The 21524-nt window shown below is 56.1% G+C and carries 21 protein-coding genes and 1 pseudogene; 9 read left to right on the top strand and 13 right to left on the bottom strand.

Annotated elements, in window-relative coordinates; translation table 11 throughout:
• On the top strand, window positions 1-261 hold a 261-nt coding region (locus SB725_RS29730), incomplete at its 5' end, for a DUF6124 family protein (protein ID WP_410922976.1).
• Between the two features lie 421 nt (window positions 262-682).
• Here SB725_RS29730 and SB725_RS29725 read toward each other — a convergent pair.
• From SB725_RS29725 to SB725_RS29715, 3 genes are all read right to left on the bottom strand, one after another.
• Window positions 683-1177, bottom strand: a complete 495-nt coding sequence (locus SB725_RS29725; protein ID WP_081743995.1) for a cupin domain-containing protein — start codon at window positions 1175-1177, stop codon at window positions 683-685.
• Window positions 1178-1461: 284 nt separating this feature from the next.
• The gene (locus SB725_RS29720; protein ID WP_410922975.1) at window positions 1462-2403 is read right to left on the bottom strand and encodes an AEC family transporter; all 942 of its coding nucleotides are present in this window, start codon (window positions 2401-2403) and stop codon (window positions 1462-1464) included.
• A gap of 117 nt (window positions 2404-2520) precedes the next feature.
• Window positions 2521-3627: a mandelate racemase/muconate lactonizing enzyme family protein gene (locus SB725_RS29715; RefSeq protein ID WP_410922974.1), complete on the bottom strand. Its 1107-nt coding sequence runs from the start codon at window positions 3625-3627 to the stop codon at window positions 2521-2523.
• Window positions 3628-3888: 261 nt separating this feature from the next.
• Here SB725_RS29715 and SB725_RS29710 point away from each other — a divergent pair, with 261 nt between their 5' ends.
• Complete coding sequence (locus SB725_RS29710) at window positions 3889-4623, top strand: FadR/GntR family transcriptional regulator (RefSeq protein ID WP_027925166.1); 735 nt, start codon at window positions 3889-3891, stop codon at window positions 4621-4623.
• Window positions 4624-4768: 145 nt separating this feature from the next.
• Here SB725_RS29710 and SB725_RS29705 read toward each other — a convergent pair whose 3' ends face one another.
• From SB725_RS29705 to SB725_RS29695, 3 genes are all read right to left on the bottom strand, one after another.
• Entirely contained in the window at window positions 4769-5863 is a 1095-nt protein-coding gene (locus SB725_RS29705) for an alkene reductase (protein WP_027925165.1), read from the bottom strand.
• A gap of 28 nt (window positions 5864-5891) precedes the next feature.
• A complete protein-coding gene (locus SB725_RS29700) occupies window positions 5892-6914 on the bottom strand; it encodes an LLM class oxidoreductase (RefSeq protein WP_194940340.1) in 1023 nt (340 codons plus the stop codon).
• Between the two features lie 106 nt (window positions 6915-7020).
• A complete protein-coding gene (locus tag SB725_RS29695; RefSeq protein ID WP_027925163.1) occupies window positions 7021-7929 on the bottom strand; it encodes a LysR family transcriptional regulator in 909 nt (302 codons plus the stop codon).
• Between the two features lie 510 nt (window positions 7930-8439).
• Here SB725_RS29695 and SB725_RS29690 point away from each other — a divergent pair.
• The 3 genes from SB725_RS29690 to SB725_RS29680 all read left to right on the top strand — a co-directional run bounded on the left by SB725_RS29690 (window position 8440) and on the right by SB725_RS29680 (window position 11027).
• Window positions 8440-9390: an enoyl-CoA hydratase/isomerase family protein gene (locus SB725_RS29690; RefSeq protein WP_027925162.1), complete on the top strand. Its 951-nt coding sequence runs from the start codon at window positions 8440-8442 to the stop codon at window positions 9388-9390.
• Between the two features lie 34 nt (window positions 9391-9424).
• The gene (locus SB725_RS29685) at window positions 9425-9847 is read left to right on the top strand and encodes an organic hydroperoxide resistance protein (RefSeq protein WP_081743994.1); all 423 of its coding nucleotides are present in this window, start codon (window positions 9425-9427) and stop codon (window positions 9845-9847) included.
• A gap of 148 nt (window positions 9848-9995) precedes the next feature.
• Complete coding sequence (locus SB725_RS29680) at window positions 9996-11027, top strand: NAD(P)-dependent alcohol dehydrogenase (RefSeq protein WP_059182604.1); 1032 nt, start codon at window positions 9996-9998, stop codon at window positions 11025-11027.
• A gap of 123 nt (window positions 11028-11150) precedes the next feature.
• Here SB725_RS29680 and SB725_RS29675 read toward each other — a convergent pair whose 3' ends face one another.
• Window positions 11151-11981 (bottom strand): type 1 glutamine amidotransferase domain-containing protein, encoded by an 831-nt coding sequence (locus SB725_RS29675; protein ID WP_059182603.1) that lies wholly within the window; start codon window positions 11979-11981, stop codon window positions 11151-11153.
• 636 nt (window positions 11982-12617) lie between these two features.
• On the opposite strand from SB725_RS29675, the pseudogene SB725_RS29670 reads away from it, so the two are divergent.
• Window positions 12618-12978, top strand: a pseudogene (locus SB725_RS29670) (DUF6124 family protein).
• Between the two features lie 682 nt (window positions 12979-13660).
• Here the strand turns inward: SB725_RS29670 and SB725_RS29665 are convergent.
• Window positions 13661-14356 (bottom strand): pentapeptide repeat-containing protein, encoded by a 696-nt coding sequence (locus SB725_RS29665; RefSeq protein WP_410922973.1) that lies wholly within the window; start codon window positions 14354-14356, stop codon window positions 13661-13663.
• A 99-nt stretch (window positions 14357-14455) separates the two neighbouring features.
• Window positions 14456-15220, bottom strand: coding sequence for a pentapeptide repeat-containing protein (locus SB725_RS29660; RefSeq protein WP_059182601.1), 765 nt, complete (start codon window positions 15218-15220; stop codon window positions 14456-14458).
• Between the two features lie 187 nt (window positions 15221-15407).
• On the opposite strand from SB725_RS29660, the gene SB725_RS29655 reads away from it, so the two are divergent.
• The gene (locus SB725_RS29655) at window positions 15408-16118 is read left to right on the top strand and encodes a CerR family C-terminal domain-containing protein (protein ID WP_410922972.1); all 711 of its coding nucleotides are present in this window, start codon (window positions 15408-15410) and stop codon (window positions 16116-16118) included.
• Window positions 16119-16429: 311 nt separating this feature from the next.
• On the opposite strand, the gene SB725_RS29650 is transcribed toward SB725_RS29655, so the two are convergent.
• Window positions 16430-17269: a nitrilase family protein gene (locus SB725_RS29650; RefSeq protein ID WP_410922971.1), complete on the bottom strand. Its 840-nt coding sequence runs from the start codon at window positions 17267-17269 to the stop codon at window positions 16430-16432.
• Entirely contained in the window at window positions 17266-18765 is a 1500-nt protein-coding gene (locus tag SB725_RS29645) for a purine-cytosine permease family protein (protein ID WP_027925156.1), read from the bottom strand. The genes SB725_RS29650 and SB725_RS29645 overlap by 4 nt, the downstream gene beginning before the upstream one ends.
• Before the next feature lie 147 nt (window positions 18766-18912).
• Here SB725_RS29645 and SB725_RS29640 point away from each other — a divergent pair, with 147 nt between their 5' ends.
• On the top strand, window positions 18913-19815 hold the full coding sequence (locus tag SB725_RS29640; protein WP_027925155.1) for a LysR family transcriptional regulator: 903 nt from the start codon (window positions 18913-18915) through the stop codon (window positions 19813-19815).
• 42 nt (window positions 19816-19857) lie between these two features.
• Here SB725_RS29640 and SB725_RS29635 read toward each other — a convergent pair whose 3' ends face one another.
• Window positions 19858-20040 carry a hypothetical protein gene (locus tag SB725_RS29635; RefSeq protein ID WP_027925154.1) on the bottom strand — a complete coding sequence of 61 codons (183 nt, stop codon included), beginning with the start codon at window positions 20038-20040 and terminating at the stop codon, window positions 19858-19860.
• A gap of 265 nt (window positions 20041-20305) precedes the next feature.
• Here SB725_RS29635 and SB725_RS29630 point away from each other — a divergent pair, with 265 nt between their 5' ends.
• A complete protein-coding gene (locus SB725_RS29630; protein WP_059182596.1) occupies window positions 20306-20947 on the top strand; it encodes a TetR/AcrR family transcriptional regulator in 642 nt (213 codons plus the stop codon).
• A 39-nt stretch (window positions 20948-20986) separates the two neighbouring features.
• On the opposite strand, the gene SB725_RS29625 is transcribed toward SB725_RS29630, so the two are convergent.
• Window positions 20987-21520, bottom strand: a complete 534-nt coding sequence (locus SB725_RS29625; protein ID WP_027925152.1) for a cysteine hydrolase family protein — start codon at window positions 21518-21520, stop codon at window positions 20987-20989.
• Between the last annotated feature and the right edge of the window lie 4 nt (window positions 21521-21524).

The raw sequence follows: 21524 nt of genomic DNA, 5'->3' as shown, positions 1-21524 counted from the left end.
CATTACCTCAACCCGGCTGCCCAGATCATGGCCAGCAACCACGAACCCGAACCGATGTTCCTCGCCAATCCCAAGTGCAACACCGAATCCCTGCTGGTCAACGCCAGCGAATCACTGGGCTCGGCGACCACGATGCTGAGTAATTTGGCGGCGTTGTTGGAGAATTCACACCGCAAGACGCTGCTGGGGATTACGCAGGTGGTGATGTTGGGGGAGTTGGCGGTGAATCAGGCGTTGGATAAGGTTGAGTTGAAGGAATAAGGGCTTGCCTCTGTGGCGGGAAAATGGGTTCTCGCCACAGAGGGGGATGTGACTAGGCATGTGCATGCATGATTGATCGGCTTTCGGGCAAAATCGAATCTTTACTGACTGCTAACGACTGTGGATTCAACCGGTTGAATCCACAGCCAATAGCGGACACTCGAGGAGTGTTTTCTTGGTCTTTCTTGATCCGGCGGCGCCATTCGGCGGAAGCACACCCTCGGGGATCAGACGAGAACTTGGCAGTGCCTTTATCGAGGACTATACAGAGCTCAAATCAGTGAGCCAGATCCTTCGACAAAATCTGGATAGCCCAAAGCATCTCGCCACGTTGGATTGATGGGCTTATAAAATTATAAATCCGCAGCGGCAGCACAATTCAAGCTTCATTGATTTCATTGGCCCGGCGAATAGCGCCTCTTTATTTTGACGAATTACGAGGATCGTCATGACTATCAATATATTCAAGACCTAGCGGACCCACTCCATAAACTTGAGATATATATTCTCCAGACTTAGCCCAATGAAAGTGCGGAGTATTCGCCGGAAGTACCACCACGCTACCGGGCCCATAAGCAACTAACTTGCTCGAGTCAAATACAGCGCCAAAACCAATATAAAACACACCAGATATCACAGTGTATATGCGGTCTTCCGGATGTGTATGGGGCATTAGTTTAGTGCCGCTCGGAACCTTAACACGCACAACGTATGGCGCTGGCTTACCTGGATCACCGACCAGAACAGCCAGCTTTACTTCTTTCGGGAATGCAGGAAAGCTATGCCACTCCACGTCTTCATTATACAACGCACCGGTTTTACCGAGCGGTAATGGTTGCGCTTGAACGTGCGCCATTGCGGCACCCACGACAAGCAGGGTTGTCAGGCAAGTAGCCTTCATAATAATCTCAATCATAAAAACCACCTTAGCCATGCATTAATAAAATCGGCATCGACACTTTTAGCCTAATAAGCAAGTCGTGGCGAGTTACCGCTGAAAACAGAAACATCATGCCCAGCTTATTGATAGATCACTCTTGTGATGATATCGCTGACGCGATCTTCAGTTGATACGCAATGTAATCAATTCAAGCTGCAAAAGTGTGCTCTAGACTGATTTGACTGCGGAGCAAAACCAAACGTGATATTTCGAAACGAGCGCCTCATTTCACACCGACAGTTCATTGCAGGGACAAATAATCAGGCTGCAGCGAGCCCGCCATCAATCAGGTAGATCGCGGCAGAAAACGTCACGATCGACAGCACGGTACTGACCAGAATGCTTGTCGCAGCTTCACTCTGATAGGCACCGGTCTGGTTCGCAAACATCGCCGGGATCGTCGCCGACGGAAGTGCGCACAGTAGAATCATCTGTTGTGCGTAAAGCCCATGGGTGCCCAGAAAAACAGTGGCCGCGAACATCAATACAGGGTGAATGAACAGCTTAAGCCCAAGATTGGTCCATACTTCACCCGACATTTTCAGTTTCTCCGACGACATGATCAATCCAAGGCAAAGCAGCGATACGCCGGGCGTCGCCTTGCCAAGGAGATTGAGTGACTCCGCCGCAATGGGAGGCAGTTTGAACTGAAGCAGAGAAATAATGATGCCCAGCGCCGGAGCCCACATCAGCGGGCGGCGCACCGCGCCGGACAAGCTCGACACGAACGCCTGGGCGCCACTGCCCTTTCCATCGGCAATGGTGAGCAACATGGTGGTCAGCGGGATCATCACCAGGCTCGCGATCAGGTTCAGCACCAGCACCGAATAGATACTGCCCGCGCCGTACATCGCGGCGAGTATAGGGATGCCCATGAAGGCAGCATCAGGATAACCATTGACGAAGCCCTTGAGCGTTGCAACCTTGAGATCGCGAGTGCTGTACCAGCCGATCACCAGCGCTATCGTGTACATACCCATGATGCCGATGAACGTGGCCACGACGAACTTGAAGTCGAACAGTTGCTCACGAGGCGTGCTTGCCATCCCGACAAAAAGCAGCGCCGGGAATATCCAGCCGAGCACCAGTCGGCTGATCAGCAGGCTGTCTGAATGGGTAAGCCGTCCGCGCTTGCCGGCGATATAGCCAAGCGCGATCACAAAGGCGACGGGTAAAATTGGCCCTACGATTCTGTCTAACATGTCTTCAATCCTCGTATTTATTTTTATCAAGAATGTCGTCGTGGCTGTTGAAGGCCGACGCCGTGACTGTCGCATCGGCGTCGATCAAACGCGGTAATGACCATGTGGCCTTTGCGGTCAGGGTTTGAAGCGGTAGTCGCGAATGACATCTTCGTCCGGCTCGATGCCGAGTCCCGGCCCTTGCGGCACGTCGATCCGGCCGTTACGCGGAATGATGGCGTCGCCGTACAGTTGTGCTTCGAGATCAAAGTAACGCCACTCGACCAGTGACTTCGCGCCACCCAAGGCCGCGCTGCCATGCACAGCGGCCAGCAGGCCGGGACCGTCATAGAAGGCATGGACCATCACGGTGACGCCATGGGCGTTGGCCAACGCATAGACTTTTTGCAGTTCGGTAATGCCGCCCATTTTTGCCGGGCTGGGCTGAACAAAATCCACCGCGCCGGCTTCAAGCAGGTGCTGGAAGTCCATGAGCGTCGACGCGTTCTCACCGGCAGCGACAGGAATGCCGCCGTGTTTGCGCACCCGCGCCAGCCCCGAATAGTCTTCTGGCGGCCACACCGGCTCTTCGATCCAGCGCAGATTTAGCGGGCGAAGCTTCTCGGTCATATCCAGTGCTTCGCGCACGCTCCAGGGGGCGTTGACGTCGAGGGTGATTTCCACGCCGGGACCTGCGGCTTCGCACGCGGCACGGATGACATCGGGATCGACCTCATGCAGCTTGAGATGCTTAAAGCCGCTGTTGACCGCGCGCCGCACATTGATGCGAATGAGTTCGGGATCGGCGTAGCGGATCAGGCTGGCATAGGCCGCCAGCGAAGTGGCCTCACTGCCGCCAAGCAACTGGTAGACCGGTTTTCCGGCCGCTTTGCCAGCGATGTCCCACAGCGCGATATCAATTGCCGACAAGCCATATATGAACGAACCGCTGCGACCGAAGACGTGAAATTTCTTCTGTAAGTCGCCCTGCAGTTTCTCGCGCCGGGTGGCATCGCTGCCGATCAGTTCTGGCGCCAGGATCGTGTCGATCACGACTTTTACTGCAGGTATCGCGGTGAAGCCGAAGGTTTCGCCCCAGCCGACGATGCCGTCATCCGTGGTGATTTTGACCACGAGGGAATCGACCATCTGCAGGTCTTTCGGCCCCCAGACGCCCCCTGCCGACTTGCCACCCGTGGTAAAGGGAATCCGAAGCGGAATGGTTTCAATGCTGGCAATTTTCATAAGACTGCGCCTCAAGCAGGTTGCAAAGCTGGCGTGGCGATTTTCAATGTCGTTCACGTCAGGGGTTGGGGACAACGTACATAACGTCCTGATGTCCTTCAACTGAACAACTTGATGTTTTTCAGCCTTTGAGTCACGACAGTCTTAAGCCATTGTTTTTATTTACTTTTAAATTAATGCTAATGGGGAATTTCAGTTGTTACTTACTGGAACAAGTCTTCTGATGTAGATTAAGAAGACAAGTGAGAAGGATGAACGAGCATGAGCGAAATGAACGTACAACCCGTGGAGCGGCGACCTCATCTTGCCGAGCACATTGCCCGCTCGTTGAGCGATGAGATTGCCTCCGGCAGGCTACGACCGGGGGACCGCTTGCCGACCGAACAGTTTCTCTCGCAAAACTTCGGCGTCAGCAGAAACGTGGTACGGGAAGGAATCGCGACCCTACGAGCGCAAGGGCTGATCCAGTCACGCCAGGGTGTAGGCGTATTCGTCTCGGCCGCACCCCAATCGCCGGAGCCTTTAGTAGCGCATGAGAGTGCGCCTTTTCTGGACGGTGACGACACGATCCGCAACATGTTCGAGGTGCGGGCCGTACTGGAAAGCCAGGCCGCCGCGCTTACGGCGTCGACTATGACGCCCCGCAAGTTGAAGACGATTCAGGCGGCGGTGCTGCGGATGCAATACGAAGGCGAACCGACGCTGGACACTGTCAACGCTGACCTCGACTTTCATCGGGCCGTGGCCGCAGCGTCAGGCAACGACTATCTCGAGACGATGATTCGCACGGTGCTTGAGCCAATGCGGGCACTGATCACCATGAACTTTGCACGGCGAGGCCCTGTGTTCAGCAATATTCCGCATGCCGCACGCGGGGAGCATGAAGAGCTCGTACAGGCGTTCATCGACCGCAATGCAACGGCGGCGCGCCAGATTATGGGGCAGCATATCGTTAGCGCAGCATCACGATTCGGCTACGACATTAAATTCTTCTAGCACCGACTGCCCAATGGCAGTTGTTTTCTTGTCCTACAAGAAAGACACAGGATGTGGCCTTCGACACGACGGGATGCGAGGTACGGCTACTCCGGTCTCGTCCCTCATGTACTTTCCCACCCTCCCGGGGAGTACAGCAGTATTGCTACTGTGCCCTCTGCGCGTCTTGCACCGAGTAGGCAGGATAATCAATGTAGCCTTGAGCGCCACCGCCATAAAACGCTTCACGCCCCGCTTCGGCCAGCGGCCAGCCATGCCGCAAGCGATCGACCAGATCGGGGTTGGCTATGAACGGTCGGCCAAAAACCGCCAGGTCTGCCACGCCCTCATCGATGGCCTGCTGTGCTGTTTCAAGGGTGAACCCGCCCGACAGGATCAAGGTGCCGCAGTAAGCCGCCCGGATGGCTTTTTGAAAGTCTGGCGTGCCCAAGTGGCTGGCGTGTAGATAAGCAATCTCGCGTTGGGACAGCGCTCCGGCCAGTGCAAGCCATGTCGCCTCTTCTTCATCGAATGCGTGCAGATCAGCCAGTCGCGCAAAAGGCGAAACACGCACGGCCACCTTCGAACGGCCGATCTCGGCGCTCACCGCGTCGACCGTTTCAAGCAAAAAACGCAGGCGATTGGCAATCGATGCGCCACCGTAACCGTCTTCACGGGTGTTGAAGCCGCCATTAATGAATTGCTCAAACAGATAGCCGTTGCCGGCATGAATTTCGACACCGTCAAAACCGGCTGCCATGGCATTCTTCGCGGCCAGGCAAAAGTCTGAGATGACCTGCCGAATACCCTTGGCATCCAAAGCAACGGGCGCGCTGACGGGCACTTGCGCCGGCTGGCCATCACTATCGTAAGCATGTACCAACGTTTGCGCGGCAGGCACGGCCACAGGTGCGACCGGTGCCCGGCCCTCCAGCAAGGACGAGTGCGAGACCCGCCCCACATGCCAGAGTTGAATGAAAATGCGCCCCCCGGCCTGATGCACCGCATTCGTCACGCGTTTCCAGCCTTCAATCTGCGCCGGGGTGTGAATCCCCGGCGTGTAAAGGTAGCCACGCCCCTGGTCAGACACCTGAGTGCTTTCGGTGATGATCAGACCTGCTCCCGCGCGCTGGGCATAGTAGATCGCCATATCCGCAGACGGCACGGTGTCCTTGACGCGGGCGCGGGTCATCGGCGCCATGACGATGCGATTGGACAATTGCTGACCCGCCAGATCGTAAGACTCGAAAAGAGATGACATGTGCTTATCCTCCGACAGTGGCTGGGCCTCAAACATGCGACGGAAAATGCGGCAAGATGTGCTCACCCAGTTCGTCAAGAATCTCACCATAGGGCTGGCGACTGACCTTGGGGTTGAGCGCGATATGCGAAACACCGGCTGCTTGCGCTTGCTCCAGGTAGTTACGCAGGCCGTTGCGCCCGGCCCGGAAGCCTCCCTGGATGCGCTGGAATGGCTGGTCCGGATTGTCGCTGAGGTCGAAGTAGCCACCGAGCCCTAACGGTTTGAAAGCGTTTCGCCCTTCGATTTCACGCACTTTGGCGTGCCAGGTCTCGCCCAACAACGCCAACCGCTCGGGGCTTTGCACGCCAGCCAGGTAGCCATCAAGGTGTTCAGCCAACCAGTCGATGCTCTGCTGCGCCTGGCCGACAGCGATTGAAGGGACGCGTCCATACGGCGCTTTCGGCACCAGGTCGAGATTGCCAGATGAGCCGCCGAATCGCTCGGAGCGAAAGCGCGGGAAGTCCTGCTCAATCAGTGTGCGAAACACCGAAAAGGCATCACGGTAGCGGTCACCACGGGTTTCAAAATCGATACCCAGCATCGGGTAGTCGCTGTATCGATCGCCCGAAGACAGCCCCAACACCAGGCGCCCTTCGCTTAACTGATCCAGGGACGTTGCCTGCTTGGCCAAATACATGGGCTCATGGGTAGGCAACACGATACCGGTGGTTCCCAGGACGATGCTGCGTGTGGCTGCGGCCAGGAAGCCGATGTAAACCAGAGGCTCAAAGATATGCGCCACATCGTTGTACTCCGGATCATAGAAAGGAATATCACGCATCCACAGCGCGCCAAAACCAAGCGCCTCGGCGCGTTGAGCCATTTCCAGATGGCCACGCATGGTCGGTGCCGCTCGGCCGGCGTGGGTCTCGAGGGGCAAAATCAGACCCACCGTCAGCGCCTGTGGCTGGAACAGGCGTTGAAACCCAGGATGACGCTCAAGCGCCGGATGGGCAGTCGGTAAGGCGGCAGGTTGCACGTGTGGCGAGTGTTGGGCAGCGATAGACATGATGACAGTCTCGGTGAGTGACGATGACTGACATGGTTATTGAATCCCGGGTTCGGATAAACAGCAGCTATAGACCATCACACGGTCCAGTGAGTCCCCAATAATCTCAGATCTCCCAAGGTACTCCTGACTCCCAACGCTCGATCAGCAGATCAATAAAGGCGCGAACACGCGGGGACAACTGACGCTTGCTCGGGTAGACAATCCGGATGGGGTCGGGCGATGCACGGTAAGGTTTGAGCACTTCCACCAATGTTCCGTCGCGCAAGTCGTTACCGGTGATATAGGTCGGCAAATGAATCAGGCCAATGCCCGTCAGCGCCGCTTCGCGCATGGCTTCAGAACTGTCAATGTTCAGCCGCCCTGGTTGTTCATGTAAATAAAGTCCGGTGGGTGTCTGGTAACGCCAGACACTAGCCTGGCCACTGATGAAAGCGATGGTGTCATACCCGACGAGATCAGCAGGCGTTTGCGGTACACCGTAACGGGCCAGATAAGACGGCGAGGCACACGTTGCGAACTGCTGCCACCCCACGGTGCGGGTTAATAGTTGTGAATCATCTTTTGGCGTGCCAATACGGATGGCTATGTCGACCCCCTCTTCGACGAGGTCGACAAAGCGATCGGTAAACCAGACGTCCGCGCGAAGTTCAGGCCACTGTTTCAGATAAGCATCCAGAATCGGCAGGATATGACGCTGGCCGAAGGACAGGGGGGCTGTGAGTTTAAAAGTGCCGGTCGGCCGCCCACGACGCAAGGCCATGGTTGCATCCACTTCATCAAGATCATCGAGAATCTGCTTCCAGCGTTCATAGGCAACCTGCCCCTCGTCAGTCAGGCTCAGTTTGCGCGTCGTGCGATTGAGCAGCCGTGCTCCCATCCGGCCTTCAAGACGAACAATGCTTTTACCTACAGCAGATCGGGTCAGACCGAGTGAAGCTGCGGCGCAGGTAAAGCTTCCAGCCTTCACTGCGCTGACAAACGCCGCGATGTCACCGAATCGATTGGCTTCCATTGGTAGCTTTACTCCAGTGAATACGGACGTTGTAGTGGGCCATGAAGTCCCAAAGACTGGTTTTTCTGTTAACCCGAAATCACAGATTATTACCCTACCCAAGAGGTAGTGTCACAGAGTCAAAAGCAGTGTCGAATCAAGTTTTATCACCTGCTGGCTGGCCCGGTGAACGGCGGTTTTTTGCTGTCGGGGGTCTCATCTGATCAAGTGACTTGCGAGTCAATCTCACGCTGCTACGCTTTTATGTTCGGCCCTCCTGGCACAAGGCGACATGCTTCGCCCACTCAGATCCGGTGTTTATGGATCTATCGAGACTTGCCCTCTTCTACCGGTACTGCCGACCGTGCCAGATCACCTAACGGTCATGCGCACGAACCCCATGCACATGTGTTGACCCGCGAAGGAACGGAGCAACGAGCGTGACTTTTCACGCGCTCATCAATTGAATGCCATAGCGACGGCTCAATCGGGAATTCACATGCCCTTAGGCATTTCTCTGGAGACACTCCTATGAGACTTCAGTTGCTTTCGGCCGCACTGATTTTCGCCAGTATGGCGACGACAGGCGCGGCCCTCGCTGGCGAGACTTCCCCCTCAACCACCGATAAAGCATCGCCCACCAGCGCGGTCAAACAGGAAATAAAACTCACACGGGTCACACCCGAGTATTGGCGGGTCACGTTCCACAACCCGCCTTACAACATCTATGGTCCCGAAACCATGCCGCAGCTGAACGAGGTGGTCACTGCCATCGAGTCCGATCCGAAGCTGGTGGTCGTGGTGTTCGACAGTGATGTTCCGGATTTCTTCCTCACCCACTATGACTTCGTCCCCCCGCTGACTGACACCACCAGCCTTCCTAACGGCCCGACCGGTCTGCCGCCCCTGCCGGACATGCTGGTGCGATTGAGCAAGGCTCCGGTGGTCTCGATTGTGTCGATTCGCGGTCGCGCCACGGGCGTCGGCAGTGAGCTGGCACTGGCCAGTGACATGCGCTTCGCCAGTCGCGAGAAGGCCATTCTGTCGCAATGGGAGATTGGCGCCGCACTCGTGCCGGGAGGTGGCCCCATGGCTCGACTGCCAAGGCTGATGGGGCGCGGGAGGGCACTGGAAGTGCTGCTGACCGGCAACGATATCAATGGCGAGCTCGCCGAGCGTTACGGCTACGTCAACCGCGCGCTGCCCGATGCAGAACTCGACAAGTTCGTCGACACCATGGCCCGGCGCATCGCGCGGTTCGACAAGCAGTCGATTGCTGATATCAAACGACTGGTCGATGCTGCCAGCCTGCCGCCGAACGACGCCATCGCTGCCGAATGGGATGGTTTCATCGGCTCGGTCAAACGCCCAGCAGCGCAGGCCCGCATCAAACAACTGATGGAACTTGGATTGCAGAAGAAAGCCGACGTGGAGAAACGCCTGGCTCACTACACCGGCACCTTGGGTGAGGAATCAAAATGATCCTGCCTCTCATTTTTCTAAAGGAGTCACCATCATGAGTACTCTGGAAAACGTTCTGTACACAGCAAAAACCCACACCAGTGGCGGTCGTACAGGCAGTGGGAGGTCGAGCGACGGTGAGCTTGAAGTCAACTTCAGCTCCCCTGGTTCAGGCAAGCCGGGCACCAATCCTGAACAACTATTCGCCCTCGGTTATTCAGCCTGTTTCATTGGCGCAATACAGGTGGCTGCCGGCAAGCTGAAGGTCAAATTACCGGAAGACACCTCGGTAGAGGCGGAGGTGGATTTGGGTAAAACCAACGGAGGCGCCGATTTTCAGTTAGCCGTGAGGCTTAACGTCAGCGTGCCGGGACTAGATCAAGATGTGAAGCAGCAACTGGTTGATGCCGCGCATCAGATTTGCCCGTATTCACGAATGACGCGGGGGGATGTGGAGGTACAGGTCAAGCTGGTTTAAGTCAAAACTGCGCCTTGGCGATGTAGCTGCTGACTATGCAAACGGCTGGAAATGCAAAGCCCCGAAAAGTCATGGCTTTGCGTTTCGGCAGCAGGATTCGCTCTGGGCATCGGAGCAAAAACCCTGTCTCCTGATTTGGAGGTCTCCAATGAGTAACAGTACCGAAATAACATCCTTCACTGGCTGGGCCGCAACAGCGCCAGGCGCTCCACTAGAGAGCTATAGCTACGACCCCGGCCCATTGGGGGATGACGAGGTGGAAGTCTCAGTTGAATATTGTGGAGTGTGTCACTCCGACCAGTCGATGATCGATAATGAATGGGGCTTGAGCCAATACCCTTTTATCCCCGGTCATGAGGCGGTCGGCAGTATCGTACGGATGGGCTCGCAAGTACGCAGTCTCGAATTAGGGCAACGAGTGGGGATTGGTTGGTACAAGGGCAGTTGCATGCATTGTTCATCGTGTATGGGCGGCTCGCATCACCTGTGCGGCACAGTCAAACCTACCATCATCGGCAGCAACGGTGGCTTCGCCGATCGCCTGCGCTCTCACTGGTCTTGGGCAGTGCCGCTACCGAAAGAACTCGACCCGGCCATGGCCGGACCGTTGTTCTGCGCAGGGTCGACGGTGTTCAATCCGCTCTTGCAGTTCAACGTCAAACCTACTGATCGAGTGGGTGTTGTCGGCATCGGAGGGCTCGGTCATCTTGCTCTACGCTTCCTCAACGCTTGGGGGTGCGAAGTCACCGCTTTTACATCGACACTGGCCAAGCAAGACGAAGCCAAGCGATTGGGAGCACACAACGTAGTTGCCTCGACCGACAGTACTGCGCTGAATGCCATTGCCGGCACCCTGGATTTTCTGCTGATTAGCGCCAGTGCAGACCTCGACTGGCCGGCCATGCTTGGAACGCTGCGCGGCAAAGGTCGCCTGCACTTTGTCGGCATCGCGCCCAGCGCTATCCCTGTGCACGTCTTCAACCTGATTCCACAACAAAAAAGCTTGTCCGGCTCGCCAATTGGCTCGCCCGGTAACACGGCGACCATGTTGGAATTCTGTGCACGTCATCAGATCCTGCCACAGGTAGAAATGTTTCCCATGAGCCAAGTCAACAACGCCATCGAACATCTACGCAGCGGCAAAGCTCGCTATCGCGTAGTGCTGGACGCCAGCAAGTAACAAATCGGCGCGTAGGGTAAAGCCCCACGCGCCGTCACTACCTGTGCTTCTACTTCCCCCGCTCCAGATCCAGATCGACCCGCAGCACCCACGGCCTGGTTTGCCCGGAACGGCCGCCCAGTATTACTTGAGTTTCGCCAGCATGGCCACGGCGACTGCCTTGGCCGATTGTGGGTTCTGGCCGGAAATAACTTCGCGGTCTTCGATCACGTTCTCGCTCCATGGCTTGGCTTCTGAGAAGTTAGCGCCGGCTGCCGTCAGGCCATCCTGCGGGAACAGTTTCATATGGCCGCCGCCGAGGAAGCCTTTGGCCTGCTCCTCTTCCGCGTCGGTGAAGGCGGTGACTTTGTAGCCCTTGTAAATCCAATTGGCTGGCGCTGCCGGCTGTTTGCCCGATTCCAGCGCGGAGACAAAACCGTGCGCGTCCGGGATCGCCGACAACATGGCTATGGTGCCATGGCAAGTGAAGCCGGTGATCTTGCCTTTTTCATGGAAGTGGGTCAGCAGCAGGCCCAGTTGTTTGTCCTTCAGCAGATCCTGCATCGGGATATGGCCGCCAGGCACGAACACAGCATCGAACTTGTCGTAGCCGATTTTCTGAACCTGCGCGAAGCTGATCGTCGGCGAGCCGCTCTTCGAGGTCAGCTTCAGCGTGTCCAGCAGCGCAAGACTTTCCTGACGGGACTTTTCATCGCCGCCCCAGAAGCTCACATCATTGGACTTCTGGTCCGCGGTTGGCGCCTTGCCGCTAGGGGTGGCAAATACGACGGTTTGACCCGCCGCGATGAAGGTCTGCACCGGTTGCATTAATTCGTTCAGGAAGAAACCTGTTTGCATGACCTTCCCGTCTTTCAGGTCCAGTTGATCCTGATCCGACAGTACAACCAATACCGTGCCGGCATTGGCATAGTTAGCGGCAGCGGCTAGCAGGGCGGCAATAATGATTTTTTTCACACGTTTCTCCAGTAGGAATGGTTTGACGGAGCCATCTTATTACTAGAGCAGACGGCAATAGAGCCCCTGAATTGAATTTCACTTATTACATTGAGTAATCAATTGTTGGGGGCTTACTGTCGCCTACGTGCTTGGTCAGCCGCTAGAATTTTCTCGGTGCAAACTCCGGGGAATAGCTGACACAGGCCGTCCTCGAAAAACACTGAGCTACGAAACACCCGCTGAACGATTTAGCCAATCTGTTGCATCGACGGGGTTGAATCCACTGCCGTTAGCTGCCTTCCGCGCCTCGTGTTTAAAGACACTCGGTGAAACGTCCTAACGGCTACAACGCCTTGCGCCATCGCCTACGGGTAAGACAGAATCCGCCGGCTTGTGCGGCTACGGGGTGGGCTATATCGTTTTCCGGTCACTGCAAAACAGTGATCGGGTTTGGTAGCCCGCTTTTAAGTGGTCGCATGACAACACCATATGCAGCCTTTTTTCGGGCTCTGTTTTATATGGTGGTCATGCGTGGGGCTCCTTCGTGAGCGCCGGGTTTCCCACTTAGACCGGTCTACCAACCCGCGTATGGCCACCACCCTCGTTTGGTAGCAAGGGTGATGGCTCCTTAATTTTCTAAGTGGAGCATCATCTATGATCAAACCAACACCCAACCCACCGGACACCGATCCGGCATCGCCCTACGAATCGCTCGATTCGAAAAAACTCCACGAAGCCGCCGAACGCGCCCTCGACCATTACCTCAACCCGGCTGCCCAGATCATGGCCAGCAACCACGAACCCGAACCGATGTTCCTCGCCAATCCCAAGTGGCACCGAATCCCTGCTGGTCAACGCCAGCGAATCACTGGGCTCGGCGACCACGATGCTGAGTAATTTGGCGGCGTTGTTGGAGAATTCACACCGCAAGACGCTGCTGGGGATTACGCAGGTGGTGATGTTGGGGGAGTTGGCGGTGAATCAGGCGTTGGATAAGGTTGAGTTGAAGGAGTAAGGGCTTGCCTCTGTGGCGGGAAGCTGGGTTCTCGCCACAGAGGGAAAATTAGTAGGCCCAATGTCCATGCATAACTTTTCAGCTTTCGGGAAAAGAGTCGGATCTGTACAGAATGCTATCGGCCAAAAGCAGCCATTGCGACGATGCAGTACGATACACGCCTACCGGTAGATCATCAGGCTAACCCATGCAATCCCATGGTTTCGTATTCGGGCATATCGAGGTTGAGATCCAACACCGTGCGTACGACCTGCATAACGTCTACCACGCCAGCACCATCAATTACGACATCGTGGATAGGTCGGCTGTACTTATCTTTACTCGACGGACTGGAACTTGGGTGCCTTCCGAAGAAGCACAGTGCGAAATCGATTTTTAAACGGCATAAATTCTGGCACGTGACGTCTGCTTCGGTCGTTTTCAACCGGTCGCCAAAGGCAGAAAACGACCCGGAACGGACACTCAGGAAGTCATTCCGCTGACTTACATACGTGTCCTTGCTGCTGATTGCGCCACATAACGTAGTGAACGTAGCCGCAACTGGAGGTATAAATCTCACAGGGCTGTTAGCCACTTCTGTAAATTTCGCCGTCCGTCTTTCCACTCATTTAATACAAGTAACTGGCACCGGGTAAAATCCGGTCGCGGCTTCAAAAATACGCAGCAGCGAACATACCCGGCATTATGCAACGGTAAGACCAAGACTTGACAATAGCACTGCTGCCTGATTTTTCGAGATAATTGCTCCTTTAAACTGCTTGGCCTCCATAAGCTTTAGGCCGTGCAAACTGACCTCACGAAGATCAGCATTGTTGAAGCGGGCGCCATTGACTCGAGCATGGCTTAAGCTTCCGCCTTTAAATACAGTGTTGCGGAAGTCAACATCCCTTAAGTCCGCGTCAGAGAAGTCCAGATTGTCAAGCTCACACTTATAGAAGGAAAAACCAAGGAGAAATGTCCCTATCAGCAGCGTCTCCTTAAAGGTGACTCCTAGTGAGTTGGCTCCGCTGAAATTTGACCCTGTTAATTTGCAACTTGCGAAAGAAGCCATACCTAGCCGGCAATTCTGCCAGTCGCTATTATTTAGGTCTGAATTCTCGAACTTTGCTTCATTGAGTATGGCGGATTTGAATTTTACTTCCGCCCCTTTGCATCCTTTCCAGGAAGTAGCCTCAAGCTTTGCGGCAGTAAAATCTGTTCCTGCCAGGTTGCAGCGTTCAAAGTATGAGTCGGATAAATTTAGGCGACTAAGGTCGGCGCCTGATAAGTCAGCATTAGAGAACCATAAGGGCTTTTTGCGGGAGTTAATTAAGTCCTCGACGTCTGGACGATCTAGCTTGGCGGATTCAATAATAAGGTGATCAGCTTTCTCAATCATCAAAAACTCCTGTGGCATCTGCTGTTCGTAATCCGCCCGGACCAACCGGAGCTTGGGTTTTCTCGTTTGAACTGTAGACCTACCTGTCATGTGCGCGCATTAGCTGTAATCTGGGTAGACGACAAATCCGAAGTTCTCCAAAAGAGCAGATTGTTGCCATTCAAGAATCTTAATGCCTGTAGCGTCTATTTTTCGAAAATCTACTCCGTTTATATCTGCGTTACGAAAGTCGGTATTGGTTACAGAAAGTCCGGTGTGATGAAGTGGTGAAAATTCGGTATTGGTTAAGTCGGCTTCATCCAGGTTGGTCATCGTCAAGATGACGGACAGTAGCTTGCTGTGTGAAAGGTTGCATTTGGAAAGATTGGTCGAACTGAAGTCGGCGTATCTGAAGTCTGTATTGGTAAGCTGCGCGGCGCTGATTACCATTTTTCGGCTAATTGCGATGTGAAAATTGGCCATATTAAAATCCGCCTCCACCGCACGACAATGGTCGAGTGTCAATTGAAATGCTTGTGCGCGATTAAACGTACTTGAAGAAATATCGCACTCATAAAACTCAGCTCGTCTGAGATCGGCTAATTTAAACTGGCAGCCACTGAGTTGTTCTTTATCGTAAAATGTACAGCTCGAGAACCAAGAATCTTGCAGGTTGGCGCTTCCGAAATTGCAATTAAATACTTTGCAGTTTTTTAGATGCAGTCCGCCCAGGTCGCTTCCGCCGAAGTTACAGTTTAGTAGTGTGCAGTTTGTAAATGTCAGGTCCTTTTTTGTTCGGCCCTGGAAATCGAGATTTGTGAAGGTTTGGTCACTGGTGCTGGTAATGGCGGGATCCAAGAAAATTGCTTCATTGTCAGATTCCATAGGTGTCATTGCTCAACGTGTAAAGAAAGAAAAAATGTGTACCCGAGTAATTGTCATGCGTTCGCCTGGATGCAGATGGCGAACCTTGCCTGGCCGCCGCGACCCCGAATATGTTCCAACTGGAACAACTATCCCACATGGACAAAATTGGAGTCAACTGCTATAAATTTCTTTTTTGAGTGAAAAAATGAGCTCGATAATCAGAGGTACCCTGCATCGGCATCCAGAGGGGACGGGGTATGCACGTGGCGAAGAGACTCGTGCTCGAATTGTGGATGCAGCGCTGAAGCTATTCGGCGAGCGGGGCTTCGAGGCTGCATCAACCCGCGATATTGCAGCCGCCGCTGGCGTAAATGCCCCTGCGTTGAGGTACTACTTCGACAACAAGGAGGGTGTTTACCTGGCATGCGCTGAGCACATCGCTTCGCACGTGTGGGGGTACATGGCGCAGGTGGTCGCACATGCTGAACACGCGCTTGTGGAAAATGAGAGTCACGAAGCCCTAATCGATGCTTTCTGTGCCATACAGGGGCGTGTCGTGGACTGCATGTTCGAGTCGGAACAGGCCTCGGAATGGCAGCTGTTCATTGCCCACGGGCAAGGCGGCCAAGGGCCTGTGGCTGGTTTTGACATCATCAATAATCGCCTCAACAAGCCGGTTTATTCCGTGACTACCGCAATTGTTGAGCGTTTGATGAGTTGCGCACCCAACGATGATGAAGCGCGGATCCGTTCGATGGCACTTAATGGCCAACTGGCCGTCTTTCAAATGATGCGCCGTACTGCACTCACTTCATTGAACTGGGGCGAGGTTGATGCGCAGCGGCTTGAATTAATAAAGTGTGTGGTTATTAAGCACACCCGCGCTGTACTCCACGCCATTATCGCTGAGAGTTAATTCGACATAACCCAATGCGTCCAACCAGCGCACATTTCCGATGGCGACCACCGTTTTGCGAGCCTGAGGGTGTGTAACTGCTTCGCTGGTTGCGGTGTAAATGGATCCCCCTGAGCTGCCTTCCACGAAGGCAGCTCAGGGCCGATAGCTATCCGTCGTTACAATCAACAATCGACCAGAAGCACTCTGGCCCTGGGTTGGCCGCCCTAAGCGGGCAACTGGATATGCCTACGAAACGGGCTTGCGAAACAGGTAGCGGCTCCCCTTCACTACCACCGCATTTGGTAACCGAAAAAGGACGGACGACCGTCCTATCCCCCAACCACCCCATACACCCCCTCCCGCCGATCCCCATGCAAATCATTGCGCGCACTAATCCGCTTATTCCGCGCCTCCCCAAGATTCACCGTCGCCAACAAAATCCGCTCCCCACCCTGCTCCGCCGGCCCCGCCACCGGATACCCATCCGCATCCACAATCACCGACCCCTGCACCCAACCCACCCCACGCTCAAACCCATGCCGATCGCACGCCGCAATAAACATCCGATTCACCGAAGCATTCGCCTGCACCCGCACCACTTCCGCCGGACGCTCCGTCAGCGGCCGAGGTCCATCCGGCCAGTTAACCGGCGCACACAGCAAATCCGCCCCCGCCAGTGCCGGCAGCCGCACCCACTCCGGAAACTCCAGGTCGTAGCAAATCAACATCCCAATCCGCCCATGCACCGTTTCAACCACCGGCGGCGCAGCATCACCTGCGGTGAAAACTTCACTCTCCGCATCCCACAGGTGCGCCTTGCGATACACAGCGCGTAACCCTTGGGCATCGATCATCGCTGCGCTGTTGGCCAGTTCGTCACCGTCCAGTCGCTCGCAAAATCCGCCGACCACGACAATGTCCAACTCGCGGGCGAGTGCCGCCCACAGGCTCAAGGTCGGTCCATCGACCGTTTCCGACAACGACAACGCTTCACGGCGGTCATTGAACACATACCCGCTCTGCACCAACTCAGGCAGCACCACAACCTGCGCCCCTTGATGCGCCGCCGAACGAATCGCCCGTTCGGTCAGCGTCCGGTTGAACGCCAGGTCGCCAATCTTCGGCGCCACTTGGCAGCAGGCGACCACGGTGTTTTTTGCAGTGTTCAACGCACCGCCTCCATCGCAGGTTGAGTCATGGCGAGGATGTCGCTCTCGGTAATGGCATCGATCACCCGGCGTTCGGACGCGAGGTCCAGCGAGCGGCTGAGGATGAAGTACGTCAGGCCCGACACCACCAATCCCACCAGCCAGGCGATGTCCACGCCTTCGAGCATCCGCGCCAGCGGGCCGACGAAGACTTCTTTGTTGGCGGCGGCATCGAAGATGTAGAAGAACGGCACCATCGCGGCGAAGCCGATCAGGTAGGAGACGATGCCACGGAATTGCCAGGCGCCGTAGATGCCGTTCGGGGTGAAGAAGTGCGGGATGGCATAGCGGCCTTTGCGAACGAAGAAGTAGTCGACCAGGTTGACGGCGGTCCAGGGCACGAGAAAGTACAGGAGCAACACGAGGAAGGTGTTCAGCAGCGCGATGCCGTCGCCTTTGATCGACAGCACGCAGGTCAGCAGGATCACGCTGATCGCGGTGATGGACAGGATGCGGGCGCGGGGTGTCGGGGTGATTTTCTTGATCGAGTCAGCGCCGGTCAGCAGCGTCAGCATGGCGCTGTAGGTGTTGAGCGCGATGATCGGCAGGAAGCCCGCGACCGAGACGATCACCAGCACGTTGCCCAGCCCCGGAATCATCGAAGAGCCAACCTGGTTCAATGCGACCAGTGCATCCACCGCTTTCAACTGCTGCGCCAGCCACGCGCCGAGGCCGATCATCCAGCTGCCGGACAGCGAGGCGCCGATGAACACGGCGGCGATCAGTTTGGGGCGGCTGGTGTTTTTCGGCAGGTAACGGGAATAGTCGGAGACATAGGGCGCATAGGAAATGTTGTAGCTGGCGCCGATGGCGAACAGTGTGGCGAACGCGACCCAGCTAAAGCCGAGGTCCGTTGCCGGGGTGACGCCTTCCTGGCCGGCACCGAACATCAGGGCGATGGTGACCAGTGCGTACAGCGGCAAGGTGGCGAGCAACGCCCACTTGAAGGCTTTGTGCATCAAGTCGTGGCCGTAGATCGACAGCAGCGCGCCGATCAGCACCACCGCCACGGCGACGATGGTCGGGTCGATGCCGAACACGTGTTCGAGGCCGTTCATGATCAGCGAGATGTTCACCACGTTGAAGCCGACGAACACAAACATCGTCGCCATCAGGGCCAGGATTACGCCGCGATAACCGAACTGGGCGCGGGACTGGATCATTTGCGGCAAGCCCATTTCCGGACCTTGCGAGCCGTGGAAGGCCATGAAGATGGTGCCGAACATGATGCCCAGCGCGCCGGCGAGCATGGTCCACAGCGCTGACAAGCCGAGGCTTGGGCCGACGAAACCGATGGAGATGGTGAAGAAGTGGAAGTTGCCCAGGAACCAGAAAGGTCCTTGGCTGCTGAGTTTGGCGTGACGTTCGTTTTGCGGAATGTAGTCGATCGAGTGGCCTTCGATGGCCAACCCGCCGCTCGCTTCGAGGGCGTGCGCAGTTTGTGGGGACCCTGACATACGAATGTTCCTATGCTGGTGATTGTTGTTTTTATGGGCAAAGCGCCGGTTTCATTGCAATGTAGGGCGTCGGTCAGGGCGGTAAAATATCGCAGGCGCACTGTTTACATAGATCGGCGTCTATGTGGTGAACATCGGAGGCAACACATGCTGGGCACTGTATCGGAACTGGATCTGCGTTTGATCCGGGTCTTTCTGACCGTCGTCGAGGCCGGTGGAATCTCGGCCGCGCAGACGGCACTCAACACCACGCAACCGACCATCAGCGCGCAATTGGCGACGCTGGAAGCGCGGGTCGGGTTTCGTCTGTGCGAGCGTGGGCGCGGCGGATTTTCGGTGACGCCCAAGGGTGGCCAGTTTGTCGAAGCGGCCCGTCGGTTATTGGCGGCGGCCGAGGGCTTTCGGGTTGAGGTGCAGCACATCAATCGCAAGGTGTCGGGCATCATCAACATTGGCTTGCTCGGTCAAATCGATCCGTCCGCCAACAAGAACATCGCCCTGGCAATTGCCCGTTTGCGCTCGCGCCATGAGGGGCTGTATTTCCACTTCACCGAGCTGTCGTCGTCGCTGCTGGAAGAGAAAATCATCAACGGCCATATCGATCTGGCCATCGGTTATTTCTGGCATCGCTTGCCCAACATCGATTATTTCCCGCTGTTCCAGGAAACCCAGATCGCCTACTGCGCGCCAGCGCATCCGCTGTTCGATCACGTCGGCGATCTGAGCCGCGAAGACGTACGCGATTACGACTGGGTCTGGCCCAGCCACCCCTTGCCGGAAATGCCCGCGCCCACGTCCATCGAACGTTTGACGGTGCTCACCGACAGCATGGACGGTGCGGCGCTGCTGATTCTGTCGGGCCAGCACTTGGGTTTTCTGCCCCAGCATTACGCGGCCAAACATGAAGAGTTGGGGCAGTTGCATCCGCTCAACCCTGAGCTGCTGCGTTATGAGGTGGGTTTCCATGCGGCGGTGCGGCATTCAGCGCGGCAACGGGAGGTGGTGAGTGCCTTTCTGGCGGAGTTGATCGGGATTTTTGCAGACGGGTAATCAAGGGACGAACATAGATCCGCCCCTTTTCAGGCGAGGCTCTCACCGCTCTTCAAGCACACCGAAGCGCAGGTTGTTGGCCACGTAATCCGGATGGAAGACATCCTGATCGAGCTGGAACAGCGCTTTGTACTGCGGCAGGCGCTCGTTCTGGTTGAAGGGTTCGTCGGGGCTCACGCCTGTTAGCTCGGCGAGAAGATCGCCAATCAGTTGTTCTACGCTCATTTTATTATTCTCTCTGCGACTGAAGGTCTGTGCGGTCAAGCCGCCGAACGGCGGGGCTTGTAGCGCCGTTCGTGAGAAGAATTTAATACACCTAAGCGTCATTAATTTTTCAATTGGCGACAGCGCTTTCTCATTTCATGACAATTTGTTTCCGTTGATCCGGCAGTTCCACATCAGTCATCAACAGCCGACGGCGACGTCATCGCTGGCCTCCACGCTATATATTTTTGTATATTGCGTAGCTCAAATCGCCTAGACCCTCTCCATGAGCCGCATTCGCCAGCATAATCAGCACCTCATCCTGGCCGCCGCCAGCGAAGAGTTCGCCGCCAAAGGTTTCGATGCCACCCAGACCCGGGACATCGCTGCGCGTGCGGGGATGCCGAAGGCGAATCTGTATTACTACTTTCAGAGCAAGGAAAACCTCTACTCGCGCGTGCTGCTCGGGTTTGTCGAGCCGCTGCTGCACGCCTCGGCCGCGCTGCGCGAAAGCGATGACCCGGTGGCGGGATTGCAGGCCTACATTGCCGCGCGAATCCGTATCGCCCGCGAGCATCCGCACATTGCCAAGGTGTTCAGTAGTGAGTTGCTGCTGGGGGCGCGGCAATTGCCCGAGGAGTGCCGGGACCTGCTGTATGCCGAGGCGCAACGCAATGTGGAGTGTCTGCGCAGCTGGATTGATCGGGGCCTGTTGGCGCCGGTGGACCCGGAACATTTGATGCTGTTCATCTGGTCGGCGACCCGGAGCTACACCAATCTGGGTTGGCAAATGGCGCACATCACCGGGCAGCAAACGCCGCAGGATGAGGATTACGCAAGGGCAGCGGCGACCATTACCCGGCTGGTGTTGGGCGGTGTGGTGCCGGAGGTCGGGCAGTCGCCGAGGGCGTTGATGTTTGCGACGTGAGCAGCCTGAAGCGTCCGGGCCTCAGGGCTGTCAGTAGGTTCAGATGCGGATTTCAGCCGCAGGCTTGACGTCGATGCGCGCCACCGAACCGGTCAGGTGCGCCAGGTCCTTGTTGTACTCGGCGATGATGTCTTCGGCAGTCAGGTTACCGTTGTCGAAGGTGGAGTGCGCGTCCGCTGCCAGCTCCACGTCGTAGCCCAGTTTCAGTGCCTGACGCACGGTCGCGTTGATGCAGTAGTCGGTTTGCAAACCGCAGATGATCAGGCGCTCGAACTCCTCTCTCGGCAGCAGCTTTCCCAGGTGAGTCTGGTAGAAGGAGTCCGGGGTTGTCTTGCGTACGAACTTATCCTCGGGGTCAGTCACAAGTCCTTCGGCCAGTTGCCAGCCAGCCGCGTCATGCACGAGCGGCCCGCTCTCGTCTTCGTGCTGGATGAACACGACCGGCACCCCGGCGATCCGGGCCCGAATGCTCAAGTGGTTGATGTTCTCGATAACGCGATTGATCTCAAAGCACTCGTACTCGCCAGAGCACAGCGCCTTCTGGACGTCGATGATTAACAGTGCAGTGGCCATGATT

It is taken from the genome of Pseudomonas sp. SIMBA_041 (genome assembly GCF_046535095.1).
GTDB lineage: Bacteria > Pseudomonadota > Gammaproteobacteria > Pseudomonadales > Pseudomonadaceae > Aquipseudomonas > Aquipseudomonas mucoides.
This window is presented reverse-complemented; position numbering and strand designations above follow the sequence as displayed.